This window comes from Zobellia uliginosa, assembly GCF_018860745.1.
Lineage (GTDB): Bacteria > Bacteroidota > Bacteroidia > Flavobacteriales > Flavobacteriaceae > Zobellia > Zobellia uliginosa_B.
In genome coordinates this window covers 149,181-173,022 of the sequence record NZ_JAHKPY010000002.1, presented here as the reverse complement: position 1 = coordinate 173,022, position 23,842 = coordinate 149,181, and the positions used below count along the sequence as shown (strand labels likewise).

Annotated in this window: 24 protein-coding genes; 20 read left to right on the top strand and 4 right to left on the bottom strand. The window is 36.6% G+C overall.

Features of this window, described 5'->3' with window-relative positions; genetic code table 11:
• Positions 1 to 37: 37 nt before the first annotated feature.
• From KO521_RS01435 to KO521_RS01395, 9 genes are all read left to right on the top strand, one after another.
• The gene (locus tag KO521_RS01435; protein ID WP_215938132.1) at positions 38 to 1,039 is read left to right on the top strand and encodes a YHYH protein; all 1,002 of its coding nucleotides are present in this window, start codon (positions 38 to 40) and stop codon (positions 1,037 to 1,039) included.
• Entirely contained in the window at positions 1,026 to 1,679 is a 654-nt protein-coding gene (locus KO521_RS01430) for a hypothetical protein (protein ID WP_215938131.1), read from the top strand. Before KO521_RS01435 ends, KO521_RS01430 begins: the two co-directional genes overlap by 14 nt.
• 94 nt (positions 1,680 to 1,773) lie before the next feature.
• Positions 1,774 to 2,142: a hypothetical protein gene (locus KO521_RS01425; RefSeq protein ID WP_215938130.1), complete on the top strand. Its 369-nt coding sequence runs from the start codon at positions 1,774 to 1,776 to the stop codon at positions 2,140 to 2,142.
• Between the two features lie 227 nt (positions 2,143 to 2,369).
• Positions 2,370 to 3,368, top strand: a complete 999-nt coding sequence (locus KO521_RS01420; protein ID WP_215938129.1) for a YHYH protein — start codon at positions 2,370 to 2,372, stop codon at positions 3,366 to 3,368.
• A gap of 8 nt (positions 3,369 to 3,376) precedes the next feature.
• Positions 3,377 to 3,982: a hypothetical protein gene (locus KO521_RS01415; RefSeq protein WP_215938128.1), complete on the top strand. Its 606-nt coding sequence runs from the start codon at positions 3,377 to 3,379 to the stop codon at positions 3,980 to 3,982.
• Positions 3,983 to 4,331: 349 nt separating this feature from the next.
• A complete protein-coding gene (locus tag KO521_RS01410; protein WP_215938127.1) occupies positions 4,332 to 5,141 on the top strand; it encodes a universal stress protein in 810 nt (269 codons plus the stop codon).
• Between the two features lie 279 nt (positions 5,142 to 5,420).
• On the top strand, positions 5,421 to 5,636 hold the full coding sequence (locus tag KO521_RS01405; protein WP_215938126.1) for a hypothetical protein: 216 nt from the start codon (positions 5,421 to 5,423) through the stop codon (positions 5,634 to 5,636).
• Positions 5,637 to 5,656: 20 nt separating this feature from the next.
• Entirely contained in the window at positions 5,657 to 6,022 is a 366-nt protein-coding gene (locus KO521_RS01400) for an arsenate reductase family protein (RefSeq protein ID WP_215938125.1), read from the top strand.
• Positions 6,023 to 6,108: 86 nt separating this feature from the next.
• Complete coding sequence (locus KO521_RS01395; protein ID WP_215938124.1) at positions 6,109 to 8,481, top strand: glycoside hydrolase family 15 protein; 2,373 nt, start codon at positions 6,109 to 6,111, stop codon at positions 8,479 to 8,481.
• Positions 8,482 to 8,706: 225 nt separating this feature from the next.
• On the opposite strand, the gene KO521_RS01390 is transcribed toward KO521_RS01395, so the two are convergent.
• From KO521_RS01390 to clcA, 3 genes are all read right to left on the bottom strand, one after another.
• Positions 8,707 to 9,240, bottom strand: a complete 534-nt coding sequence (locus KO521_RS01390) for a hypothetical protein (RefSeq protein ID WP_194534282.1) — start codon at positions 9,238 to 9,240, stop codon at positions 8,707 to 8,709.
• Positions 9,241 to 9,286: 46 nt separating this feature from the next.
• Complete coding sequence (locus tag KO521_RS01385) at positions 9,287 to 9,814, bottom strand: general stress protein (protein ID WP_194550986.1); 528 nt, start codon at positions 9,812 to 9,814, stop codon at positions 9,287 to 9,289.
• A gap of 205 nt (positions 9,815 to 10,019) precedes the next feature.
• Complete coding sequence (gene clcA, locus KO521_RS01380; RefSeq protein ID WP_215938123.1) at positions 10,020 to 11,351, bottom strand: H(+)/Cl(-) exchange transporter ClcA; 1,332 nt, start codon at positions 11,349 to 11,351, stop codon at positions 10,020 to 10,022.
• Positions 11,352 to 11,546: 195 nt separating this feature from the next.
• Between clcA and KO521_RS01375 the strand changes: the two genes are divergently transcribed.
• The 11 genes from KO521_RS01375 to KO521_RS01325 all read left to right on the top strand — a co-directional run bounded on the left by KO521_RS01375 (position 11,547) and on the right by KO521_RS01325 (position 22,793).
• Positions 11,547 to 12,323, top strand: a complete 777-nt coding sequence (locus tag KO521_RS01375) for an MlaE family ABC transporter permease (protein ID WP_194534279.1) — start codon at positions 11,547 to 11,549, stop codon at positions 12,321 to 12,323.
• The gene (locus KO521_RS01370; protein ID WP_215938122.1) at positions 12,323 to 13,105 is read left to right on the top strand and encodes an ABC transporter ATP-binding protein; all 783 of its coding nucleotides are present in this window, start codon (positions 12,323 to 12,325) and stop codon (positions 13,103 to 13,105) included. Before KO521_RS01375 ends, KO521_RS01370 begins: the two co-directional genes overlap by 1 nt.
• Positions 13,106 to 13,108: 3 nt before the next feature.
• The gene (locus KO521_RS01365) at positions 13,109 to 14,089 is read left to right on the top strand and encodes an MlaD family protein (protein WP_215938121.1); all 981 of its coding nucleotides are present in this window, start codon (positions 13,109 to 13,111) and stop codon (positions 14,087 to 14,089) included.
• A 188-nt stretch (positions 14,090 to 14,277) separates the two neighbouring features.
• The gene (eno, locus tag KO521_RS01360) at positions 14,278 to 15,549 is read left to right on the top strand and encodes a phosphopyruvate hydratase (RefSeq protein ID WP_215938120.1); all 1,272 of its coding nucleotides are present in this window, start codon (positions 14,278 to 14,280) and stop codon (positions 15,547 to 15,549) included.
• Positions 15,550 to 15,641: 92 nt separating this feature from the next.
• Positions 15,642 to 16,094 carry a pyridoxamine 5'-phosphate oxidase family protein gene (locus KO521_RS01355; RefSeq protein WP_252729810.1) on the top strand — a complete coding sequence of 151 codons (453 nt, stop codon included), beginning with the start codon at positions 15,642 to 15,644 and terminating at the stop codon, positions 16,092 to 16,094.
• A 483-nt stretch (positions 16,095 to 16,577) separates the two neighbouring features.
• A complete protein-coding gene (locus tag KO521_RS01350; RefSeq protein WP_215938119.1) occupies positions 16,578 to 17,849 on the top strand; it encodes a TolC family protein in 1,272 nt (423 codons plus the stop codon).
• Positions 17,850 to 17,868: 19 nt separating this feature from the next.
• Positions 17,869 to 18,777, top strand: coding sequence for an HlyD family secretion protein (locus KO521_RS01345; protein ID WP_155597167.1), 909 nt, complete (start codon positions 17,869 to 17,871; stop codon positions 18,775 to 18,777).
• Positions 18,778 to 18,817: 40 nt separating this feature from the next.
• Complete coding sequence (locus KO521_RS01340) at positions 18,818 to 19,747, top strand: ABC transporter ATP-binding protein (RefSeq protein WP_215938118.1); 930 nt, start codon at positions 18,818 to 18,820, stop codon at positions 19,745 to 19,747.
• Positions 19,734 to 20,501: an ABC transporter ATP-binding protein gene (locus KO521_RS01335; protein ID WP_194534272.1), complete on the top strand. Its 768-nt coding sequence runs from the start codon at positions 19,734 to 19,736 to the stop codon at positions 20,499 to 20,501. The genes KO521_RS01340 and KO521_RS01335 overlap by 14 nt, the downstream gene beginning before the upstream one ends.
• 35 nt (positions 20,502 to 20,536) lie before the next feature.
• Positions 20,537 to 21,652: an ABC transporter permease gene (locus KO521_RS01330; RefSeq protein WP_194534271.1), complete on the top strand. Its 1,116-nt coding sequence runs from the start codon at positions 20,537 to 20,539 to the stop codon at positions 21,650 to 21,652.
• Between the two features lie 25 nt (positions 21,653 to 21,677).
• On the top strand, positions 21,678 to 22,793 hold the full coding sequence (locus tag KO521_RS01325) for an ABC transporter permease (protein ID WP_194534270.1): 1,116 nt from the start codon (positions 21,678 to 21,680) through the stop codon (positions 22,791 to 22,793).
• 143 nt (positions 22,794 to 22,936) lie between these two features.
• Here KO521_RS01325 and KO521_RS01320 read toward each other — a convergent pair whose 3' ends face one another.
• The gene (locus tag KO521_RS01320) at positions 22,937 to 23,827 is read right to left on the bottom strand and encodes a F0F1 ATP synthase subunit gamma (RefSeq protein ID WP_215938117.1); all 891 of its coding nucleotides are present in this window, start codon (positions 23,825 to 23,827) and stop codon (positions 22,937 to 22,939) included.
• Positions 23,828 to 23,842: the final 15 nt, after the last annotated feature.

The following is a 23,842-nucleotide window of genomic DNA, read 5'->3' as shown; positions in this document are numbered from 1 at the left end:
TAAAATAATCTCACTTATAATTTAAAATCTCCTTATCATGAAAAATACGCTTTACATTACTTTAGGCTGCTTTGCTTTTCTATTCTCTTTAAATAGTTGTAGCAGTGATTCAGATGACGAATCTATTGACGATAGTACTGATGAAGAAGTATCTACGGAACTTGTAGTAAATGTAGATCCCGACTACTTCACAACAGATAATTTAACCATAACAACCGTACCCTGCACCCTATCTGACGGTACAGAAACAGATTGTTACCAGATAGTAACCAGTAGCACACCTACTGATCATGAAATGGGTCCTTGGTGTCCTGATAATATTACGGACAATGCAGAGGCTGGAGGTATATGGTTGGATAGCGGAGAAGTTTACGATGTAGATGGCGCCTTTATTCAGAACATGGCCAATTTTTATAATGATGAGAAATGGCAGATGTATGATGATAATGGTGACATTTATGTTACAGAGACAGAGGATGATTGTATTAATGCCGCTAACCCAAATGTTGGTACGGAATATGAAAACTTTTGTGTAGAATGTATTCCTTCTTACATCACTGATCTTACGCAAACTTGGTTAATACCTATTACCCCTGTTTTACAATCCGAAAATGCCTATTTCTCTACAGGTGGTGGCGGTCCAATGACTGCAAGTACAATTCCATCTACGCGTGGTGTTGCACTTAACGGAATAGAATATTCAGCGCCAGCTCCAGTAAATAATATTTTAAGTGCCTATACCCTTGCTCCTTTTGATGATGCAGGTGGTCATATTAACGTACACCAAGGATACCATTATCATGCGGCTACAGGTTATAGTACTACAATAGACCAGGATGATGATCATGCGCCTTTAATAGGCTATGCAATGGATGGTAATGGAATTTATGAAATGTTAGATGCAGACGGTAACGAGTCTACAGATTTAGATGATTGTAGAGGTCACTCAGATGACACTAGAGGTTACCATTATCATATTGATGCTGCTGGGAACAATAACTTTATTAACTGTTTAAAAGGTGCTTATGTCATTGAATAAATCCAGCAAAAAAAATGGGTTGCTTGTAGCCTTCTTATGGCTACTGCTCCCCATGGTGGCCTTTGCCCACTCCCCTTCACAATCAAGTACCATTTTAGTAGAGGGTAAGAATGGCGTTTGGACGCTTCAAATAAGAGCTTCCCTTACGGCTTTTGAACAAGTGGTTCATGCGGAATACACAGCTGAAGGTTATGAAACACCAGAAGAATTTCAAGAATTAATGGGTACGCTTTTATCAAGAAACCTACATCTGAATATTGATGCTAAACAGATAAACCTTGCTGAACCTATAATTAAATTAGGGCATGAAACCATTGTGGTCTATAAGTTTGTTCCCCCGGCAAACTTTGAAACCGTGAAGTTGCAAAATACGCTGTTCCAAGATATAAACAGAAGTGCCAGTAGCTTTATGGTATTGAAAAATGGCTCCAAAAGAAACTTGTTTTCGTTGGATAAAAAAAACCAATACGCAGCTCAGGTACATTTTAAAAACAATGAATTTGTACTTCAGGAAAAATCCATTGGTTTAGCTGGTATCTCTGTTAATTGGTATGTACTTGGTTTTGTATTTATACTCGGAGCTTTTGGTATGGCGAAGAAATTTAAATCGAAGAAAAAATACCCTTTTGCCAGCAATTAAATAATAAACGGCTCACTTTGGTTTTGATTATCAAGCTAAAATCTAGCTTATAATTTTCAAAATCTATCAGTTTAAGTTGATGTAAAATAAGTTTATGAAATATAGAAGCATCCTGAAAATCGGAATTATAACCCTTGGGTTGGCAGTATGTACAGCTTGTGGTTCAAAGCAGAAGAAAGATCAAATGGAGCATAACCAAATAGATCTAAAACAAAATGAAAAACGACCGGGCGAAGGAAGAAACGAAAAACATCAAAGACCTTCTTTAAAAGAAATGCTGGCAGAAATGGATAGCGACAAGGATGGGAGATTGTCCGAAAGCGAAGTAAACGGTCCGTTGAAAAACGATTTTTCAAAAATAGACACCAATAACGATGGTTATCTAGAAGAAGAGGAATTAGAAAATGCTCCAAAACCAGAACGTGGTCCATCACACGGTAGATCACCAAGAGATGCTAGGTAAACTACCATGGAGCAAGCCCACATGGCACTAAAAGGAACACAATTTATTTTCTTGGCAAGCCTAGTGGTATTTAATCTCGATTATCGAGTAATACGGAAAAATAGCACTTTATCTAGTACTATTCTGCAGTGTTATTTAACCCTATGCTGATTGTAATAATCATATAATTTAAAAATGTCTTTGCGGTATTAAATCCGTACTAATTAATCCAATTAAAATAAATAATCATGATTAAATTCAATTACATCTTTGGATTCTTGACCGTCATTTCACTCCATTTTGGTTCATGTAGTTCCGATGACACTACAGATAGTGATACAGACACGGAAACCGACACAGAAACAGCTACGGAAAGTGGTGATTATTTAATTACAGAAGCGGCATTCAACAGCACCTCTCTAGTATCTTTTGAGACAGTTACCGCTACCCTGGAAGATGGCACAAGTGCAGAGTGCTTTCAAATGACTTTTTCAAGCAACCCTGTAGAGAGTGGCCCTTTTTGCCCGGAAACTATCAATGATATTGGTGGCCTAGGAGTTTATGACGGAGATACAAATCCCGGTTTTCAAGTAATGAAAGCAGAATTGTTCAATGCTATGGAAGCAGATGGTTATGACATTGTGGATGACGAGGGCAACATTAATATTGATGATTTTGCTTCAGGGCCTGTTGATGGAGATTTATCCTATTGTTTGGAAGCCGCACCGGATAACAACCTGCAATTAACATTTTTGATTCCTACAACACCAAAATTGGCCTCTTCAAATAATGATATTGATACGATTGAGTTGGTTGGTGTTTCAATAGATGGTGCTCCTATTAACGGTGCCCCTCCTTCTGTTGCTAACCCAGGGAGAGAAAAAGCAGGTAACATTCCTTCTCTTGACCCTTGTGGCGGACATCATGATCCTGCGGGATATTACCATTGGCATTTTGTAGCAGAAACAATGAACCAGGTCTTGGAGGCTAATAACATAACAGACGTTTCATGTACGTTGGTCGAACAAGTGGTTGATACCAAATTAATAGGTTTTGCAAAAGACGGTTTCCCAATATATGCCTATGGGGTGGAACCGGACGATTTAGATGATTGTGGCGGAAGAACCGCAGCTACAACAGATTACCCAGATGGCACCTATCATTATGTTGCTAGTAATACAGATGCTCCAAACGTTCCAAAATGCCTTAAAGGCGTAGCGGCAAGCAACAGCTTTAGTTACCGATAAGAAGCGTTATGAAAAAGACTTTTATTTTTTGCTTACTTACTATGCTGACCATAAAAATGGCGTACGCCCACAATCCATTGTCGGCTACCTACTATTTAGAGGTCAACCAAGAATTGGGAATATTGAACGTTAGTATAAGCCAAGCTGGTTTTCAAGAAGCGCTGAACAAACATTACCCAGAAGTTGAGTTCATTAATCTATCAGCTATTGAATACAAGAAATTAGCGGTAGATTATATAAAAGGTAATTTTAATTTAACGGTTAACGGTAATCAGGTGCAGCTTTTAAATGGCGGACTAAAACTGGGAGACCATCAGACCGATCTTAAATTTATAACCTCTGATTTACCGGACGAGTTCAGCACCTTAGCTATTACAATTGATGCTTTCAAGGAAAACGAACACCATCAAACGGTTTTCTCCTTGTCTCTACATGGCGTTTCCGACAAGGTTATTCTATCCGAAAAAAATAATTACGGTACTTCTATTGAATTTAAGGACCATAAAATTATGGACAAAAAAGAAGGCTTCAACACAAATTATTTGTGGTTTTTTACTGCAATCCCCGTTATTATGGTGGGTAAAAAATTGTTCTCGTCTCAGAAGGATAGCTAATACGTAGCTATACAATTCATTTTTAGGTCCATATCAGAAACAGCTATGCCATATAAGGTTGCGTAGCTGTTTTTTTGTTTAATAAATATAGTAGATTTCCTTTCTACCCCAATCCGTTCTTAGCGGCTAGATTCCCTTTACCATCTTCTTTTCTTTCATGACATATGTCATAGTAAGGATTATCTTACTACTATATCTTTAGTATCCAGAAAATAAATTAGTAACGTTTGTGAAAAAAGCTTTTAAGAGCGAAGCATTTAGGTAATGGTAAAGAAATAGCGGATAACCCCAAATTAACAAATGGTTTAAATACTCCAAAAGATACTTTAGACCTTAATACTTGTATAAGATGAAAAAAATAATAATCCCCACCGATTTCTCAGAGAATGCGCAAAAAGCCATAGATTATGCACTTCTTCTTTTTAAGGATGAAGCTTGCAAATTTTACATCCTACATGCCTATCACGATGTGCCTTCAGGAGAAGGTTCAAAAATGAGTTTTAGAGAAGATCTGTATCAGCTCGTAAAAAAATTAAAATCTCAACCTAGAAAAGTAGAACACCAGTTTGAGGCAATTTTAGAAACTGATTCGGTTTATAACTTAACCAAACAAATTCAAATTAAGGAGAATGCGGATTATATTTTTGTAGGTACCAAAGGCTTATCTGCCTTTCGGGATGTTTTTATTGGCAGTAATACACTTAGACTGATAAAGGATATAAAAAAATGCCCTGTAATATCGGTTCCACCTGCATATGTTTGTAGTGAACTTGAAGGTATAATTTTTGCAACCGACTTTAAATATTCCTTCAAACCGGATGAGCTTTCACCTCTTATTGAAATGGCGGTACGCTCTAATGCCACTCTTAATGTAGCCCATATTAAGACGGAAGATACTTTGTGCGATAATCAAAAATCCAACAAGGAAAAACTAAGAAAAGCGCTGAGCGGGGTAAAACACTATTTCTATGAAATTCAACAGCAAGATTCCGTGGCCAATACACTAATTCAGATAAAAAAAGTAAATAAACAAATGGGCATGTTGGCCATATTGAAAACCAATCATGGCTTTTTCAAGACATTGACCCGCGAAAATGTAGTAAAAAATATAGCTTACAAAACGGAGATACCATTAATGGTTTTGCAACAGATAAAATGAATGGGGTATTCATAATCTGAGGGTTTAAATCGCGATGAGTATGAAAGCAAGTGTAGTATTCATCGCGATTTTTAAATTGTAAAGAATGGTTTTTATACTGATTTAAATCATATCCATTCACGCTACTTCATTATACTTTTACTATATATTTTCACTTTATTAATTAGTAAGATTGAGGCAATTTTATAGCATGAACAGTGCTTTTAGGCAAAACATCAGTTAGAAATCTATTGCTTAAACGAGCCCTAGGATATATCTTGAATAACTTAAAAATATCTCATGAAAAATTTACATAAAATATTAAGCGAAATCGTACAGCTCACTACGCTTATTGAAACCAAATATCCTGAACTCTACAGGTCTTTGGATGAAAACCCAATGACACTTCCTGTTAATGAACATCCACATATGGACAAAGTGGTCATGCAGGAATACCTAGAAAGTTTAAAACAACTTTTACAGCATTATTTAGATGAACATAAAGTACAAAGCTAATTTGGTTTAAAATTTAGATTATGGGAGAAATAGCCACATCAAATAGACAAATTACGTTTTACTACAGTTCAAACTCAGTGCGGGCCAAACAAACACTGGCCTATGCCAAATCTGAAGGATTACCGATTGAAGAAATTGATATTCTAAAAAATAAGCTAACCGGAACGCAAATAGTGGAATTTGCGGACCGCTTGAACATAGAAGTCGCAGATTTGGTAAACCAGGACCATCCAGCCTACAAAAAACATTTTCATAATTGTAGTTTATCTACGGATGATTGGATTAAAATGATACGGCACAACCCGGAAATCATGAAGCAACCCATTGCCCTTAGAGGAGATGTAACCATTTTAGTCGAAACCCCTACCGATATAATTAAAATATGATTTCTACTTTAAACAGTATTCTCAACTAGAAGAAATGCACGAATAAAGTAGTTAGGACCAATTATCAACCTTTTGATAACAAAACTATGTCTCAACTATTAGAGGCGCCTGGAGCACCAGGCATGGAGGCTAGATGGACTTCTAGTACAAAAGCAGGAATAGGTAAGGCTCTCAATTCTGCATCGGATGTTACCTTTACACTTAGCCACGGTATACTTAATGAAGCCTACTATCCCCGTGAAGATATTGCCTGCATACGCGATATGGGATTTATAGTTACAGATGGACATGAGTTTTTTTCCGAAGAAAAAAGAGATGCAGAACATCTAATCGAAACACTCAAAGACGGTATTCCCGCGTACCGTATCGTTAATACGGATAAGTTTAAAAAGTACCGGATTACTAAAGAAATTATTATAGACCCTTATAGAAATACGATACTACAACACATCATATTTGAACAAAGAGACCCTACTCTTCCCTTAAAATTATTTGCATTACTTGCACCTCATTTAAATAACGAAGGCGGTAATAATACAGGATGGTTAGGAGAGTACAAGGGTATTGAGATGCTCTTTGCCCAGAACGGAGATATTGCATTGGCCATGGCCTGCTCTTTAAGATGGTTAAAACGATCTGTAGGCTATGTGGGGAAATCGGACGGTTGGAGAGATATTCGTCAAAACGGAAAATTAAAATGGCAATATGGAAGTGCCCAAAAAGGAAATATCGCACTTACAGGAGAAATAGATCTTACAGAAAAAGATTTTGTTTTGGCTATAAGTTTTGGAAGAACCTATTTAGAGGCTGCTAATCACGCAAGGGCAAGTATTCTAAATGGTTTTGAAACTGCAAAAAGAAAATATATACAAGAATGGCAAACCTGGCAAGACACCCTACCAAATATACCTGCCTCAAATTTTAAAATGAGTGCTGCGATGTTACGTATGCACGAAGCCAAAAATTTTCCTGGAGGTATTATCGCTAGTCTTTCCATTCCCTGGGGAGGTACAAAAGGAGATTCGGACAAAAGCGGATACCATGTAGTTTGGCCAAGAGATTTGATAGAAACAGCGGGCGGATTTAACGCGCTGGAAACAAAAGCAGATGTATCCCGTATCGTAAACTATTTGATGTCAACCCAAAATGAAGATGGTAGTTGGCCACAGAATATGTGGTTACAAGGAGAACCTAATTGGGATGGTCTGCAGATGGATCAAATTGCCCTACCAATTCTGGAAATCCTCAAAGGTTACTTACGTAATACAATGGGAATAAACCGAATGAAAAGATATTGGCCTTTGGCAAAAAAAGCGATTACATTTCTTTTAAAGAACGGACCGTATACCAGTCAAGACCGTTGGGAAGAAGAGGGTGGTTTTTCTCCCTTTACGATGGCCACAGAAATTGCCGCCTTATTGGCCGGAGCCGAACTTGCAGAAATAAGTGACGAAAAAGATTTTGCCATCTATTGCCGGGAAACTGCAGATAGTTGGAACGATACTATAGAATACCGTACCTATGTTACGGGTACTCCCCTGGCCCAAAAACATGGTGTAGAAGGGTATTATATTCGTATAAATCCTTTTTCAGATATTCCTGCAACGGAACTGGGTGATCGAACTATTAAACTTAAAAACCATCATGCTGATTATGGAAAAACAAAACTAAGCGAACTGATCAGTGTAGACGCCTTGGCATTAGTTAGGTTCGGTCTTCGGGCAGCCGATGACCCAAAAATACTGAACACATTAAAAGTTATAGATGCGGAATTAAAGGTTGAAACTCCTAATGGAGATTGCTGGTACCGTTATAATAATGATGGTTATGGCGAGCAAGAAAACGGAGACCCTTATGATGGTACAGGAATAGGTCGTGCGTGGCCGTTGTTAACCGGAGAAAGAGGTCATTATGAAATAGCGGCAGGTAATATAGAAGAGGCTACTAAGCATTTAAAAGCTATGGAGGCTTTTGCAAACAACGGTTTATTACCCGAACAGATATGGGACAAAGCTGATATTCCCGAAAAAGGATTATTCTTAGGCGAACATACAGGTTCTGCCATGCCTTTAACTTGGGCGCATGCAGAATATATTAAACTCTGCATTTCTATACAGCACAATAATATTTTTGATATGCCCAGCCAAACTTTTGAACGTTACCAGAGGCGAAAAAAGAAATCAGATCATAAAATATGGCGTTTTGACAATGGAGCCAGAACACTTCCAAAAGGAAAAACATTACGAATTGAGACCTTAACGGAATGTACGGTGCATTGGACAGATGACGACTGGAAAACCACCTTTATCACAGAGTCCCAAAATATGAAATTTGGCATTTTCGTTACCAATATTATACCTACGACCACCCAGTCTACCTCATTACAATTTACATTTTATTGGAAAGAAGAAGACAAGTGGGAACAGAGAAATTATTCTGTAATCGTAGCAAATGAATAATGAAAGGTTGATGATTAAGAAAACTCATTAAACCGTAGAATAATAAGATTACTCTTTAAAAAAAGTAGACATGCAGATGTCTCCTTTTTTTTTATTCTATATCATACATATTCAACAAAAAACAGGCAGTAGAAAGTGATATTCACCTCTGCTGCCTGTCTTCCAATTACCAACCAACTCTAAAAAATACCACTGTCTTAAAAAGCCACTGGTGTTTTTCTTATACTAAGCTTTTTTATGATGATTTAAAATTTTGCCTTTTGCATTCGTATGCACATGTATTTTTTTACCATGGTTTTCTAGGATAACTCTATAACGTTTTTTTGCTTTTCCATTGCCCAATTGAACCATGTCGTAAGAATCTTTTTCAAATTTCCAATTTGGATATTCTTTTGCAATAGATCTGCTTACGGCATATGGTAGTGCTACATTTTTAAAATGCTCTGTAGTTTTAAGAAGGTTACCATCTCTGTCATAAGTAGCTGTCAGTTCTTTTCCTTTCTCTTTCATTATTATTTGAAAGGTATCGTAATCTGCATTAGAATCTATATTTGGGTTAATGTAAACATCTCCCTCTACATATTCTACAGGCAACGCATTGTACTCCACAATTGAGAAACCCGGAAAATCTTCTTCCACTGCGGTTACTACTAACTCGGGTACTTCTTCTACTTCTAATCTGGCTCTAAAGAGCAGGTCTTGTGCATTAGATTGAAAAGCCAATCCCATTAAAATAGCACTTAATATTACTGTTTTCATCTTTTAAAAATTTAATATAGATTTCAGTTAAAATTATTTTTAATACTTAAACAGATACAGCTTCTTTTGAGTGAATATCTACCTCATCTGCAGATGAATCGGACATTATTTTTTTTGCTTTTTCCAAATCCTCAGAAGATCCGTGAGCAATAACTAAAAACTTATCTGCCTTTAAAGCGGTCTCGTACCGTAGCACACTATCCTTGGGTACTCCAATACCAAAAAGAGCTCCGCCAAGAGCAGATAGTCCACCAACAACAACTGCGCCTTCAAGACCACCTATTAATGATGATACGATTGGACCTGCCAACATAACTGGTCCTATGCCTGGTATTAAGAAAAAACCGGCGCCAAAAACAAGGCCCCAAATACCGCCCCAGAAAGCACCTGCAGATCCCCAGTTTTTCATTCTATCACCGGTATTGTAAAACCCGATAACTTTGTCTTCCTCGTGATAATCTTTACCAACGATAGAAAGTTTTTTCATATCAAAGCCTGACTGTTGTAGTTCTTTGACCACTTTTTCGGCTTTCTGATGCGAATCGCATATAGCGACTGTTACTCCATTTTTCATATGCTTCTTTATTTAGTTATGAATTAAATTTTAAATACTTATCATCTTTTAATAGGTCAAAATTATCTTGATAGATAAGCGATACGAATGACCTAGATCAGTTACCCTAGGTTTTAGTCTTTTTTTAACAAAACAGTAATTTATTTTTGAGATTGATACGAGCCAGACAAACCAGGTTTCATATAGAAATAAAGAGTTGCAATTTCTAAAGGGAGGTCTCTTCCTTATTCAAAATACGTTTAAGTAAAATGGAATAGATCGGTGCATTACCCAACATTGTGGTACAGACGGAAGCTGTAACCGCAGTGAAAATCAATGGTAATATCAACTCATAATTTGCCGTCATTTCTACCGAAAGCGCCAAACCTGTAAGTGGAGCCCTAATGGTTGAGGCAAAGATGCCCGCCATACCGGCAACACCAAAAATAGCTGGATCAGGCACCAGATCTGGGAAAAAATGTTGTGCTACACCGCCAAAGAGCATCCCTAAAATGACCCCTAAAGTTATTAAAGGAGTAAAAATACCTCCTGGCACTCCTGAGCCATAACTAAGAACAGAAAGAATAAAACGGACAACAAACAGCGCTAAAAGAAATTTTAACGTAAAAGAACTATTGTGAACATGTGAAATGGTGGTGTAACCTGCCCCGATCATATCTTCTGAATACAAACCTACCGCAGTAATGATTAAAGCCATACACAACGCAATGGTAATATAGCTTACTTTCATTTTTTTGAATAAATCCAAAGACCTAATCAATAACTTATTAAACATAATTCCAACAACACTTAGCACAAGTCCCAACAATACAAACAACCATATCCCGGATAATTCTTCAAAAGTAAAAATGGTTGTTTTAAGAATAGGTCCGCTCCCAACCAACAACCGTACTACCATATCTGCAGAACCGGCGCCGATCATAAGTGCTGCTAATGAATAAAAATTAAACTTAAAATGGCCGTTCATCTCTTCAATAACAAAAATAATACCTGCAAAAGGAGCGTTAAAAGCACTTGCCAAACCTGATGCCGCACCCGCACTAATTAAAGGGTTGTCCTCTTCTGCAGATTGCTTAAAAACGTCTTCTGCCATCTTGCCCACGTTAGCACCTATCTGCACGGTTGGCCCTTCACGACCCAATAACAAACCACTACTTAAGGAAAATATAGAAGCGATAAATTTAATGGGCAAAACCCTGCGCCATCTCACTGGTCTTAAACCATCTAGTGCGCCTTCAATTTCTTGAATTCCACTACCAGCGGTTTCAGGAGCGTATTTCTTGACCAAGAATATTGAAAACCAAATACCAAAAAAAGTGAAAAGCGTAGGCCAGAGCCAATTTTGCCAGGCCTGATTAATCTCTCCTATTTGAAAAGTTGTCCTAAGCGCAGCTAAACGAGCAAGAATCAGCCTAAAAACAGAGCTCAACAATCCGGTAACCAAACCTACCAAAAGCGCATTAAACAAAAGTCTATAGTTACTGACATCTAGATCCACGAACCTATAGCCTACACGGCTTATTTTTCTATTGTTCATTGGTTATGCTAAAACTGTTTCCAAATTAAATATGGTGCTACAAAATTAGATGGTGCACACTGCATCTAGCATGACACAGATCAGTTGTTAAAGCAGTATTTTTTATTTGTTTAGATATGACCCAAGTCATTCCTATTTGGTTGAAGGTCGTTTAATTTTGGGGGTCGCATACAACTACAAATTCAACAAATAGATTTGAAAATCAAGACTCCAAATAAGATAAGGCAATCCATAAATGAAATAGGGGAACTCTCCTATTTTGCAGGTCGTTTCTTTAAGGAAGCGTTACGGCCACCTTTTGAATTCAACGAATTTTTAAGGCAATGTTATCAAATTGGGTATAGATCACTAACCTTGGTCTTGGTAACGGGTTTCATAATAGGGTTGGTTTTGGATTTACAATCACGTCCTACAATGATTCAATTTGGTGCGGTTTCTTGGATGCCCAATATGGTGGGAATTTCAATTGTACGGGAGTTGGGCCCTGTTATAACGGCTTTGGTCTGTGCGGGACGTATTTCTTCGGGAATAGGTGCTGAATTGGGTTCCATGCGCGTTACAGAACAGATTGATGCCATGGAAGTATCCGGTACCAACCCTTTCAAATATTTAGTGGTTACAAGGGTTATGGCGGCTATATTAATGCTTCCGTTACTCGTAGTTGTAAGTGATGCCGTATCCCTTTTTGGTTCGGCTTTAATAGAAAACATAAAGGGAAACGTTTCTTTTCAATTGTATTTCAATACTATTTTTGACGCCCTGTCCTATACCGATTTAATACCCGCGCTCATTAAAACATTCTTCTTTGGTTTTGCTATTGGACTGGTGGGTTGTTTTAAGGGGTATTACAGTAAAAAAGGAACGGCAGGTGTTGGTGTAGCAGCAAATACGGCGGTAGTAATGACCTCTTTACTTTTATTCGTTATAGATTTTGTGGCAGTTTTTATATCCAACATATTTTTTGATGTGTAATGAAAGATCAAAAGAACATAGACGTAATGGAAAAGACTTCGGACCAAAAAGAAGTCATTATAGAAATTAAAGATCTCTATAAAAGTTTTGGTGACCATAAGGTGCTTGACGGATTTCATATGAAACTGTACAAGGGTGAAAATCTTGTAGTTATGGGTAAATCCGGCTCTGGAAAATCTGTCATGATAAAATGTCTAGTGGGTCTAATGCAACCAGATAGTGGTTACATTTCTGTTCTGGGGAAGGAAATAAAGAATTTAGATCGTGAAACCTTAGATGTGCTAAGGTCCGATATTGGATTTTTATTTCAAGGAAGTGCGCTTTATGATTCCATGACCGTACGGGAAAACTTAGAATTCCCAATGCGGCGTCACAAAGAAAAATTTGGCAACATAAAGGATACTACGCCATTAGTAATGGATGCCCTGGAAAGTGTTGGTCTTGCACATACAATTGACCTTATGCCAGAAGAATTGTCTGGTGGAATGCAACGTAGAATTGCCTTGGCCCGCACCTTGATTTTAAAACCTAAAATCATTCTCTATGATGAGCCTACAACCGGATTAGACCCAATTACATCCAAAGAAATTATTGAGCTAATGCGCAACATTCAGATAAAATATGGCACATCTTCATTAATTATAACACACGATGTGGATTGTGCTAGAGTCATTTCTGATCGGATGATCTTATTGGTGGATGGTATAAATTATGCAGAGGGCAAATACAGGGATTTGATACAATCAAACGACCCTAAAATAGAGGCCTTTTTTAAAAAATAGATCATGGAAAAATCAGCATCGGAAAAATTTAGACTAGGAATTTTTGTTCTCATTGGATCGGTATTGTTAATAATAGTCATCTATATGATTGGGAACAAACAAAATATGTTTGGGAACACCTTTACCCTTAACGTTACTTTTGACAACATACGTGGGCTACAGAACGGTAATAATGTTCGTTATGCGGGTATTAGCATTGGTACGGTAAAAGATATTGAAATGATCAATGATACCACCATACAGGTAGGTATGCTTATTGACAATAAAATGCAAAAGCATATCAAAAACAATTCAATTGCCAATATTGGTTCAGATGGTTTGGTAGGTAGTATGATTATTAACATCGTTCCTGGTACCGGTGAAGCACCTTATGTTAAATCTGGCGATGAAATTAAGTCCTACAGCAACGCTGCCACATCAGACATGATGAATACCTTAAACGTAACCAATGAAAATGCCGCGGTATTAACAGAGCAATTGCTAACTATTACACGCTCCATAAATGACGGAAAAGGTACACTGGGCCGTTTAATTAATGATACCATTATGGGTCATAATTTAAACCAAACATTGATCAATCTAAAATACACCACTAATGATGCCCAAGAGACCATGCAAAAACTAAACGCACTTGTAGAAAGTTTTGATACCAAAGAAAGTGTGGTTGGAACTTTATTGAGTGATCCGCTCTCCGGAGAAAAAATACGTAGCGTTCTTACCCATCTTGAAAATTCTTCCATAGAAATTGAAAAAACTGCTAAAAATCTCAACACTGTAGTTAATCGCATTAAGGGTGGTGATGGGGCTATCAACTATCTAGCTACAGATACCACATTGGTACATCAGCTTCAAAATTCAATGAAAAATGTAGATGAAGGGGTGCTAAAATTCAATGAAAATATGGAAGCATTAAAACATAATTTCTTGACCCGTGGTTATTTCAAAAAACAAGAAAAGCAGAAAGAAAAAGTACAGAAAGAATAGCCTAAAACATAATCAGTTTGCTTTAAATTAATGCATTCATGACTTGTATCATACATCATTTTTGAATACTGTAATACCTTCATACCCTCAAAACAATTACAGGGTAGAAATTAGTGCTTCTCCCAATTGATTGCGATGTATATTTTTTTTACATAAAAAGGATAAAGTATCACTATATATTCAATAAAATGAATTCAAAAATCACATCTATTTCGGCTCTCGAGATATTGGACTCTCGAGGAAACCCTACACTAAAGGCGTATGTAACTTTAGATGATGGAACAAAAGCTTCTGCCTCAGTACCATCAGGAGCATCAACCGGTATGAACGAAGCGTTAGAACTACGTGATGACGAAAAACGCTACAGTGGAAAAGGTGTTCAAAAAGCCGTGGAAAACGTTAATAAAAAAATAGCTGCAGCCCTAATAGGAATGCATGCAGTTGACCAAAAAGATATTGATTATACCATGATAGAATTAGATGGTACCGAGAATAAATCTCAGCTTGGTGCCAATGCTATTTTGGGCGTTTCCATGGCAGTTGCTAAAGCAGCGGCCGTATCATCTAACCTGCCGTTATATAGATATTTAGGCGGATCCAATACCTTGCGTGTTCCCGTGCCGTGCATGAATATCCTAAACGGTGGCGAACATGCAGATAATAGTGTAGATTTTCAAGAGTTCATGCTCGTACCACACGGAGCTCCAGATTTTAAGGAAGGGTTACGTTACGTTGCAGAAACTTTTCATGTACTAAAAAAAATATTGAAAGATAAAGGCCTCGCTACCAGTGTTGGTGATGAAGGCGGATTTGCACCTAATTGCGCAAGCAATGAAATAGCTATAGAATTTATTATTGCAGCAATTGAACAAGCAGGGTACCAACCTGGTATAGATTTGTCTGTTGCTATTGATAGTGCTGCCAATTCCTTTTCTCCTAATTTGGATAACAAGTATGACCTTACAAAGTCAGGTGCCGGTAAAATGACAACTAATGAGCTTATTGACCTGTCTGGTGAGTGGTTAAAAAAATATCCTATCATCTCATGGGAAGACCCCCTTTCTGAAGGTGATTGGGATGGGTTTGCAAAATTCACCAAAAAATTTGGCGATAAAATCGAAGTAGTTGGTGATGATATTTTTGTTACCAACAGAAAATATATTAGTAGAGGAATTAGCGAGAAAACCGCTAATTCGGCACTTATTAAATTAAATCAGATTGGGTCGGTTACAGAAACCATAGAAGCGGTGCGTATGTGCCGTGAAGCAGGATGGCGTTATTTTCTATCTCACCGCTCAGGAGAAACTGAAGATACTTTTTTAGCAGATTTTGCCGTGGCTATGGATGGTGGACATTTAAAATCTGGTTCTGCATGTAGAGGTGAACGTGTTGCTAAATACAACCGTTTATTAGAAATAGAACATGAGCTTAAAGGGCGCTCAGAATATCGTTGGAAATAAATAAGTATCTTATCATATACAAGAACATTTCTTGGAAGTAAATGCTATATTTATATAGTTTAGAACATGCAATTTTATAATAAATTAGAATTATGATGGACATATCAGTTAGCGAAAGTACCCGCGTTCTTAGGGATAATTATAGTGGTCATCTTGCCTATATTGCAGACGGGAAACCTTATGTTATACCTATCACCTACTTTTTTGATGCTGAAGACAACAGTATTATAAGCTATACGGCAGAAGGGCATAAGATAGATTCCATGCGGGAAAACGATTCTGTGTCTGTGGTAGTGGAACAAATACAATCTATGGTTAATTGGGAGTCTGCTCTTATTCATGGTACTTTTGAAGAACTAGAAGGTATTACTGCAAAACAAAAATTGCATTTATTTACAGAAGGCGTAAAAGCAATTATACGTAGCAAAGAACATAAAAACCCAGAGTTCATCAATGAATTTTCAAGTAAGTCCTATACTAGAGGTAATCCTATTGTATACAGGATTAATATCCTTGAGATTACCGGTAAACGTCGGGAGGCCTAAAAAAAATTATAAATCAAATTGAGAATCAATTCTCGATATTGATCATTACCTAAAGCTGTTTTAAAATGTGCTACGGAATTAAAAATCGTGACTCATTTTAAAACAGTTTTTTTTATTCATATTCTATTTTCTACCTTCTTTATAGCAGGTCAAAGCAGACTATATTATATAATATATCTTCACTATTCTTCTCTGCACATTATGTGCCTTTTCTCTCATTTAAGTTCTCGCTAGTTAATCATTTTGCAGAGGTATGATTGAGCGTCACAACTAGGCATTTTAAAAGGTATAAAGTAGCAAAAAAGTAAGCTTTTGATAAGAAATCACTTGCCAAAAATCATCGTAAATCTTCAATACTAAAAATTTTATAAATAATATCCTTCTGCATGATTTGAATCATAAATACAAATCATACTACCTCCTACTTTTGTATAAAATTAAGGCCATCATCAGTAAAGATGGTTCGTACTAAAAGTCAATATAATGAAACGTCGCTCAATAATTTTACTAGCTATAATGCTCTTACCAATAAGCTGGGCCTATTCTCAAACTTTAGAGTTAGACTACTGTCAAGAGAGAGCCAGATCTCTTAGTCCTATTAAAAAACAAGAGCTATTATATGAAACCCAAGCAAATCTGAATATCAAAAATTTAAATACCCTAAACCTGCCGCAATCGCGTTTAAATGGGGCTTATAATTATGTATCTGACGTGTTGGATATTGGTATTGACATTCCTGGTTTGGATATCGCAGAAATTCCTCAAAACCAATACACCTTAACATTAGATATCTCTCAAAAAATCTATGATGGGGGTTATGTAAAAAATGCCAAAAAAATGCAAGAAGCACAATTAGCTGCCAATGTAAAGGGAATGGAGGTTGATTTGTTTGAGATAAAGGGAATGATAAACACGCTTTATTTTAATGCACTGGTTTATCAAGAAAATGAAAAATTACTAGGTACTGTAGTAGACGAATTGAATAAGCAACTTAAGAAAATAAATTCTCAAGTAGAAAATGGTGCTATGCTTAAGAGTAACGCCAACATTCTTAATCAGCAAATATTAAAAATTCAACAACAAATATTAGAAGTGCAATTAGGCCGTAAGGCAATGATAGATATGTTAAGCGATTGGATAGGAGAACCTATTTCTCCTGATGCCGAATTTACACTACCACTTATAGCAGACCAGGAATTAAGCCAAGATATAAGTAGGCCAGAACAGCAATATTTTGATTTGATGGAGGAAAATTTAGAATCTCAAAAAAAAGTATTGAATGCCCAAGTTTTGCCTAGTCTGTCTGGTATAGCTCAGTTAGGAGTCGGGAGCCCTAACCCTTTAAATTATTTTGAAACGGATGCCACAGAATATTATGTAGTTGGAGCAAGATTGAAATGGAATTTTTGGGATTGGAAACAAACATCCCGAAAAAAGAAAGTACTAGAGATTAACAAAGAAATTCTCTCCAGTAAAAAAGAGGACTTTGAAAAGAAAATCAACATAGCATCGATCCGTGATAAATCTAGTATTGAAACCTATAGCCAACTTATAGAAAAGGATAAAAAAATATTAGAGCTACAGGAAGATATCGTTAGAAAAAGCTATTCCCAATTTCAAAATGGTGTAATCACATCAACAGAATACATCATAGAAGTTAACAAAAGAACTGAGGCCCAATTGAATCTTCAGATACACGGAATACAAAAAATACAATCAGAAATTAATTACCTGACTACTAAAGGAAATTTGTAACCATTAAATAAACAAAAAAATGAAATATTTTATAGGTGTTATCATTTTATGCTTTGGACTTATAAGCTGCTCCGGCGAGAAATTATCGGATGCATACGGCAATTTTGAAGCAGATGAAGTGATTGTTGGCTCTGAAGGCCAAGGCAAAATACTTTCCTTTAATGTAAAGGAAGGAGAGCAAATAAAAGCGGGTACAATAGTGGGTTATATTGATACTATGCAGCTATCCCTTAAAAAACAACAGTTGGTTGCCAGTATCAATTCGGTCACAGCGCAAACCATGGATGTTCAAAGTCAGTTAAACATTTACAGGGAACAGAAAAACAACATTCTACGTGAAAAGCGTAGAGTAGAACATATGTTGAAGGATGAAGCAGCTACCCAAAAAGAACTAGACAATATAACCGGAAATATAGAGGTGGTAGACCGTGAGATTGAAGCGGCCCGTAAAAAATTAGAAACTGGTAACAGAGGCATTCTAAGCCAAATAGAGCCCATAGAAAAACAAATAGATCAGATTAATGATCAAATAAACAAAAGCCTGATTATTAACCCTATTTCTGGAACGGTTCTTACTAAATATTCCGAAGAAATGGAGTTGGCCGGTTATGGCACGCCCCTATACAAAATTGCAGGGTTAGATGAAATCACACTCAAGGTTTATGTGAGCGGTGATCAACTACCTCATATAAAACTAGGGCAAGAAGTAGAAGTGTTGATTGATGACACTAAAAAAGAAAACCGCTCTTTAAAGGGTACCATTAAATGGATTGCTTCCGAAGCTGAGTTTACCCCAAAAATTGTTCAAACTAAAGACGAAAGGGTAGATATGGTTTATGCTGTTAAAGTGCTTGTAGCGAATGACGGGTACTTAAAAATTGGTATGCCTGGAGAAATAAATTTCATGAGTAGTTCTGAAAAGGACTGATCAGTTGAGAAAAAATAAATTTAACGGTTAAGACAAAACGATGACTCCAATTTCAGCAGAAAATATTGTAATGAATTATGGTAAGGTCAAAGCATTGGACGCAGTTTCCCTAAAAGTGGAAAAAGGCGAATTGTTTGGACTTATTGGTCCTGACGGTGCTGGAAAAACCAGTCTTATCAAGATTCTAGGCACGCTACTATTGGCAAATAGTGGTACTGCTGAAATAGAAGGGATGGATGTTGTAAAACAATACCAAAATATACGCCGACAAATTGGGTATATGCCCGGCAAATTTTCGCTGTATCAAGATTTAACGGTTGAAGAAAATCTTAACTTTTATGCCTCTATTTTTGGAACGACTTTAGAAGAGAACTACGACCTTATTAAGGATATTTATAAACAAATCGAACCTTTTAAAAAGCGAAGAGCGGGTAAACTTTCTGGCGGAATGAAACAAAAACTAGCACTTTCATGTGCCTTGATTCATAAGCCTAAAGTGCTGTTTTTAGATGAGCCAACCAGAGGTGTAGACCCTGTTTCCAGACAAGATCTTTGGGATATGCTTCAAAGCTTAAAGAAAGATAACATTACAATCTTGGTTTCTACCGCCTATATGGAAGAGGCCCTTCTCTGTGATCGAATATCCCTTATGGATCATGGTAAAATATTGGCTACGAACAGCCCTGACGGACTCATCGCGAATTTTGATAAGCCTTTGTATGCCATACGTTCTGGAAATTCCTTTAATATAATTAAAAAGCTAAAGGCTTATAAGCATGCCAACTCAGTTTATCCTTTTGGAGATTGGGTACATTATACGGACAAGCGTGATACGATTGATCCATTGGAAATAAAAACTTATCTGGAGAATAACGATACCCCCAATGTAGAAATAAAACAAATAAAAGCAAGCGTTGAAGATTGTTATATGTCACTTACCTCTAAAAACCAAAATTATGAGCCAGCCTGAAAAAACATATAGCATTAGTGTTGAAAATCTGACCAAAAAATTCGATGATTTCGTGGCAGTCGATAAAATTACATTCAATGTACAAAAAGGCGAAATATTTGGATTTTTAGGAGCTAATGGCGCCGGTAAAACAACTGCTATGCGTATGCTCATTGGGGTGTTAGAACCTACTAGTGGTAAAGGCCAGGTAGCAGGTTATGATATCTTTAAAAATTCTAGGAAGCTCAAAAAGCACATTGGCTATATGAGCCAAAAATTCTCTTTATATGATGATTTAACAGCAAAAGAGAACATGCGTTTTTTTGGTGGAATCTACGGTCTTACAAATAAAGAAATTAGTAGCCGAACCAAAGAATTACTAACCCATTTTGGAATGGAACATATTGAAAAAGAGCGCGTAAGCTCCTTACCCTTGGGTTGGAAACAAAAACTTGCGTTCTGTACAGCTTTGATGCACAAGCCGGATGTTGTGTTTTTAGACGAACCAACTAGTGGTGTTGATCCCTCAATAAGAAGACAATTTTGGGAAATGATATATGAAACCGCAGAAGGCGGTGTAACCGTTTTAGTAACTACCCATAATATGGATGAAGCTGAATATTGTCATCGAATATCAATGATGGTAGCCGGAAAAATGATAACAGTAGATACGCCCCAAAACTTAAAAGATAAATATAAGCTTGAAACAATGGGAGAAGTATTTCTTCATTTGGCAAGAGGTTATGAAAAAGAACATGCAATTACTGCAAGCTGATCTGGCTTAAGTCATTGAAGTTATAAAAAAGTAAAATGAAAAATTTCAAGATATTCAAAGGACTTGTTCGTAAGGAGTTTCTCCATATCCTAAGAGATTGGCGTTCCTTAACGATGCTATTGGGCATACCCATAGTCTTGGTACTACTTTTTGGTTCTGTAATGACCATGGAAATCAAGGATGCTAATATTGCAGTTGTAGATCATGCCAAGGACCACGATTCAAAAGAATTGATCAATTTAATTAGCACTTCTGAATTTTTTAAATTGGTAAAATACCTGGATACTTCTGATGAGATTGATGAAGAATTTAAAAAAGGTACCATTCGTATGGCCTTCGTTTTTGATAAAGACTTTGGCTATAAATTACACCACGAAGGTCATGCACAGATACAATTAATTGCTGATGGATCCAAGATATTGACCTCCCCTAGCCTTATCTCCTATGGTAAAATTATAATCAACAAACATATTGCAAGTAAAAATCCGCCTAGCAGAGCCGGATACTACATTATACCCACAGTACGTATGATGTATAACAAGAATCTTAATGGTAGGTATATGACGGTACCTGGTATTATGTCTACGGTCATTTTACTCGTAGGAGCATTAATGACCTCGTTATCAATTACTAAAGAAAAAGAGTTAGGTACTCTGGAGTTACTTTTAAGTACCCCCATAAATAGATTTCTGATCATGTTTGCCAAAATAGTTCCGTATTTAATAACCTCTTTCATTAGCGCATTATCCATTATTTGGGCAGCAAAATATGTATTTGAAGTACCTGTTTCAGGGAGTATGGGACTCTTATTATTAAATACTGTTCTCTACATTCTTACAGCTCTTGCTTTGGGATTATTGATATCTACTTTCGCAAATTCCCAGCTAACAGCTATGATGATTACTATGACTTTGTTGATGTTGCCCACAGAAGTTTTATCGGGAATGACTTTCCCTACAGATAGTCTTCCGGTGGTATTACAATGGTTAGGGAAATTATTGCCTTCAACGTGGTTCAATATCATAAGTAAGGGCATCCTGCTTCAAGGTGCTAAGGGGGGTAGTCTTTTCTTTGAAACTGCCATGCTTGTAATCATGGTAATGGTGTTTTATTTCTGGAGTGTCATACGGTTTAAACCAAGACTCCAATAAGAATTAACATTTAAAATACAGAAAGATGCGTATCATAAGATTCATCATCGTTAAAGAATTTATCCAAATTTTCAGGAATCCGCTGTTGGTACTCATTATTTTGTCTCAACCTTTTATCCAAGTTCTCTTATTGGGTACAGCTGGAGGTGACATTAATTATGCTAGTGTTTATGTAGTAGACGAGGATCTATCATCTACCTCTAGAGAAATTATTTCTAAAATGAAGGGTTCAGATTTCTTTGATATCCGAGGGGCTGCTCTAACCATGGATGAAGCCTATAAGGTAATGGAGTACAAAAACATAAATCTGATTGTACATTTTCCACCAAATTTTGAAAAAAAACTTATTAAAGAACATAGTAGTAAAGTTCAACTAGTTACTAATGCTATTGATGCTATTACTGCCAGTCTTACCTATGCTTACTCCAGCGAAATCATAGGCGCGGTAAACAAAGATGTTGCCATAAAATGGAGTAAAAAAAGCCTGTCCAATAAAGCAGCAACAGTTAGTATTCCGTATTCATACTGGTATAATAGAGCGCTGATCAGTCAGTATATCATGGTGCCGGCTATGTGCGTAGCAATGGTTGTTATGATTACAATACTATTGTCAGGAATGAATATCGTAAAGGAAAAAGAAATAGGCACGATGGAACAGTTAAATGTGACTCCCATGAGAAAGACTCATTTTATTATGGGCAAAATTATTCCTGTTTGGATTATTAACATTGTACTTCTTGCTATTGGTTTAATTTTAAGCAGCCTTGTATTTCACGTACCTGTAGTAGGAAGTCTGTGGCTTGTTTTCTTTTTATCAGGTGTTGTAATGTTTCTGCTTTTAGCAGTAGGCGTATTAATTTCGGTAATTTCAAATACCCAACAACAAGCCATGTTCTTCACCTTTTTCATCATCATGATATTTGTGATTTTTGGTGATTTTATAACGCCTATTGACAATATGCCCTCATGGGGTAAAGCAATGGCTGAATTAAATCCACAAGCTTATTATTCCAGAATGATTCACTTGGTAATTACAAAAGGTAGTGGTATAAAGGATATTTTACCTGACCTGTTAAAAGTATCTGGTTTAACCTTTGCTACCCTAGCTGTTTCACTATGGATTTTTAATAAAAAAGACTAAAGATGATAGGCTTAAATTTATGCCTCTACCATAATTACATCAAGAAAATCTTTAGATAAAATTGAAAATATAAACGCAAAAAATAAAGCAATCGTAATTAACGATTACCCTATTTTTTTTTTCTTATTAGAAGGAATTAATTCTTAATCTTTCTTTAAGGCAGTAAAACCAGAGACTACATCAAAAAGCTCTTCGTCTATGGAACTTTGTCTTAAACGGTGGTAGGTATTACCAATATCATCTAACAGTTCTTCAATGTTTTTTTCTGCACGTTGCATGGCATTCAACCTACTTAAGTTTTCACTAGCTAATGATTCCGTACAGGTCTTATAAAGCGTTACAAAGAGATATTCTCTAATTAAACGGCGTATAAGCTTACTACTATCACCAATAACTTCAGGTTGTTTTTGAGTAGGCCATTTTAGCTGTGCTTTTTCCTGGCGCCATTCTGCATCTAGCGGTAATAGGCGTAATTTTTCTTGTTCGTAAGACCCTTCGTTTACCAAGTGATTATGGAAAAGGTAATACTCATCCACATTTCCATTTTCTTGGTTTTCCTCTACCTGTACCAAAATTGAACCAATAAGAGCGGTAATAGCATTTATAGAATTTGGAAGGTTAAACTGTTTGGTCACGGTCATTCCCATATCCGCTAGTAATAACGGTACCCGTACACCAACGGTCCAGATTTCCAATTTACCTCCGTGAGTAGATAAAGATTCTTGGACGTATTGCGAAAGGGAGTCATTAAACTGCCCAACAAAACCTTGGTCTGATCCAAAAACAATAGCGCAAATAGACTTTTCTCTTTTAATAGTGTTCTCGTTCTGTCTAGAATCCTGTTTGTCCAAACCAATAGCTTTTAAATAAGCTACAAGTCCTAAAGACACATTGGTCCAATAATCATCCAAAGATTCCATGGCCCTTTCATATTGACCAATATTAGCGGCAGCCATAGCCTTCATAGTACGCACTATGGAGTTTAGCTCTTTGGCTCCGGTAATCTGTCTTGTTAAGCTTTCCAACGAATCCATAGCGATTATTTTTAG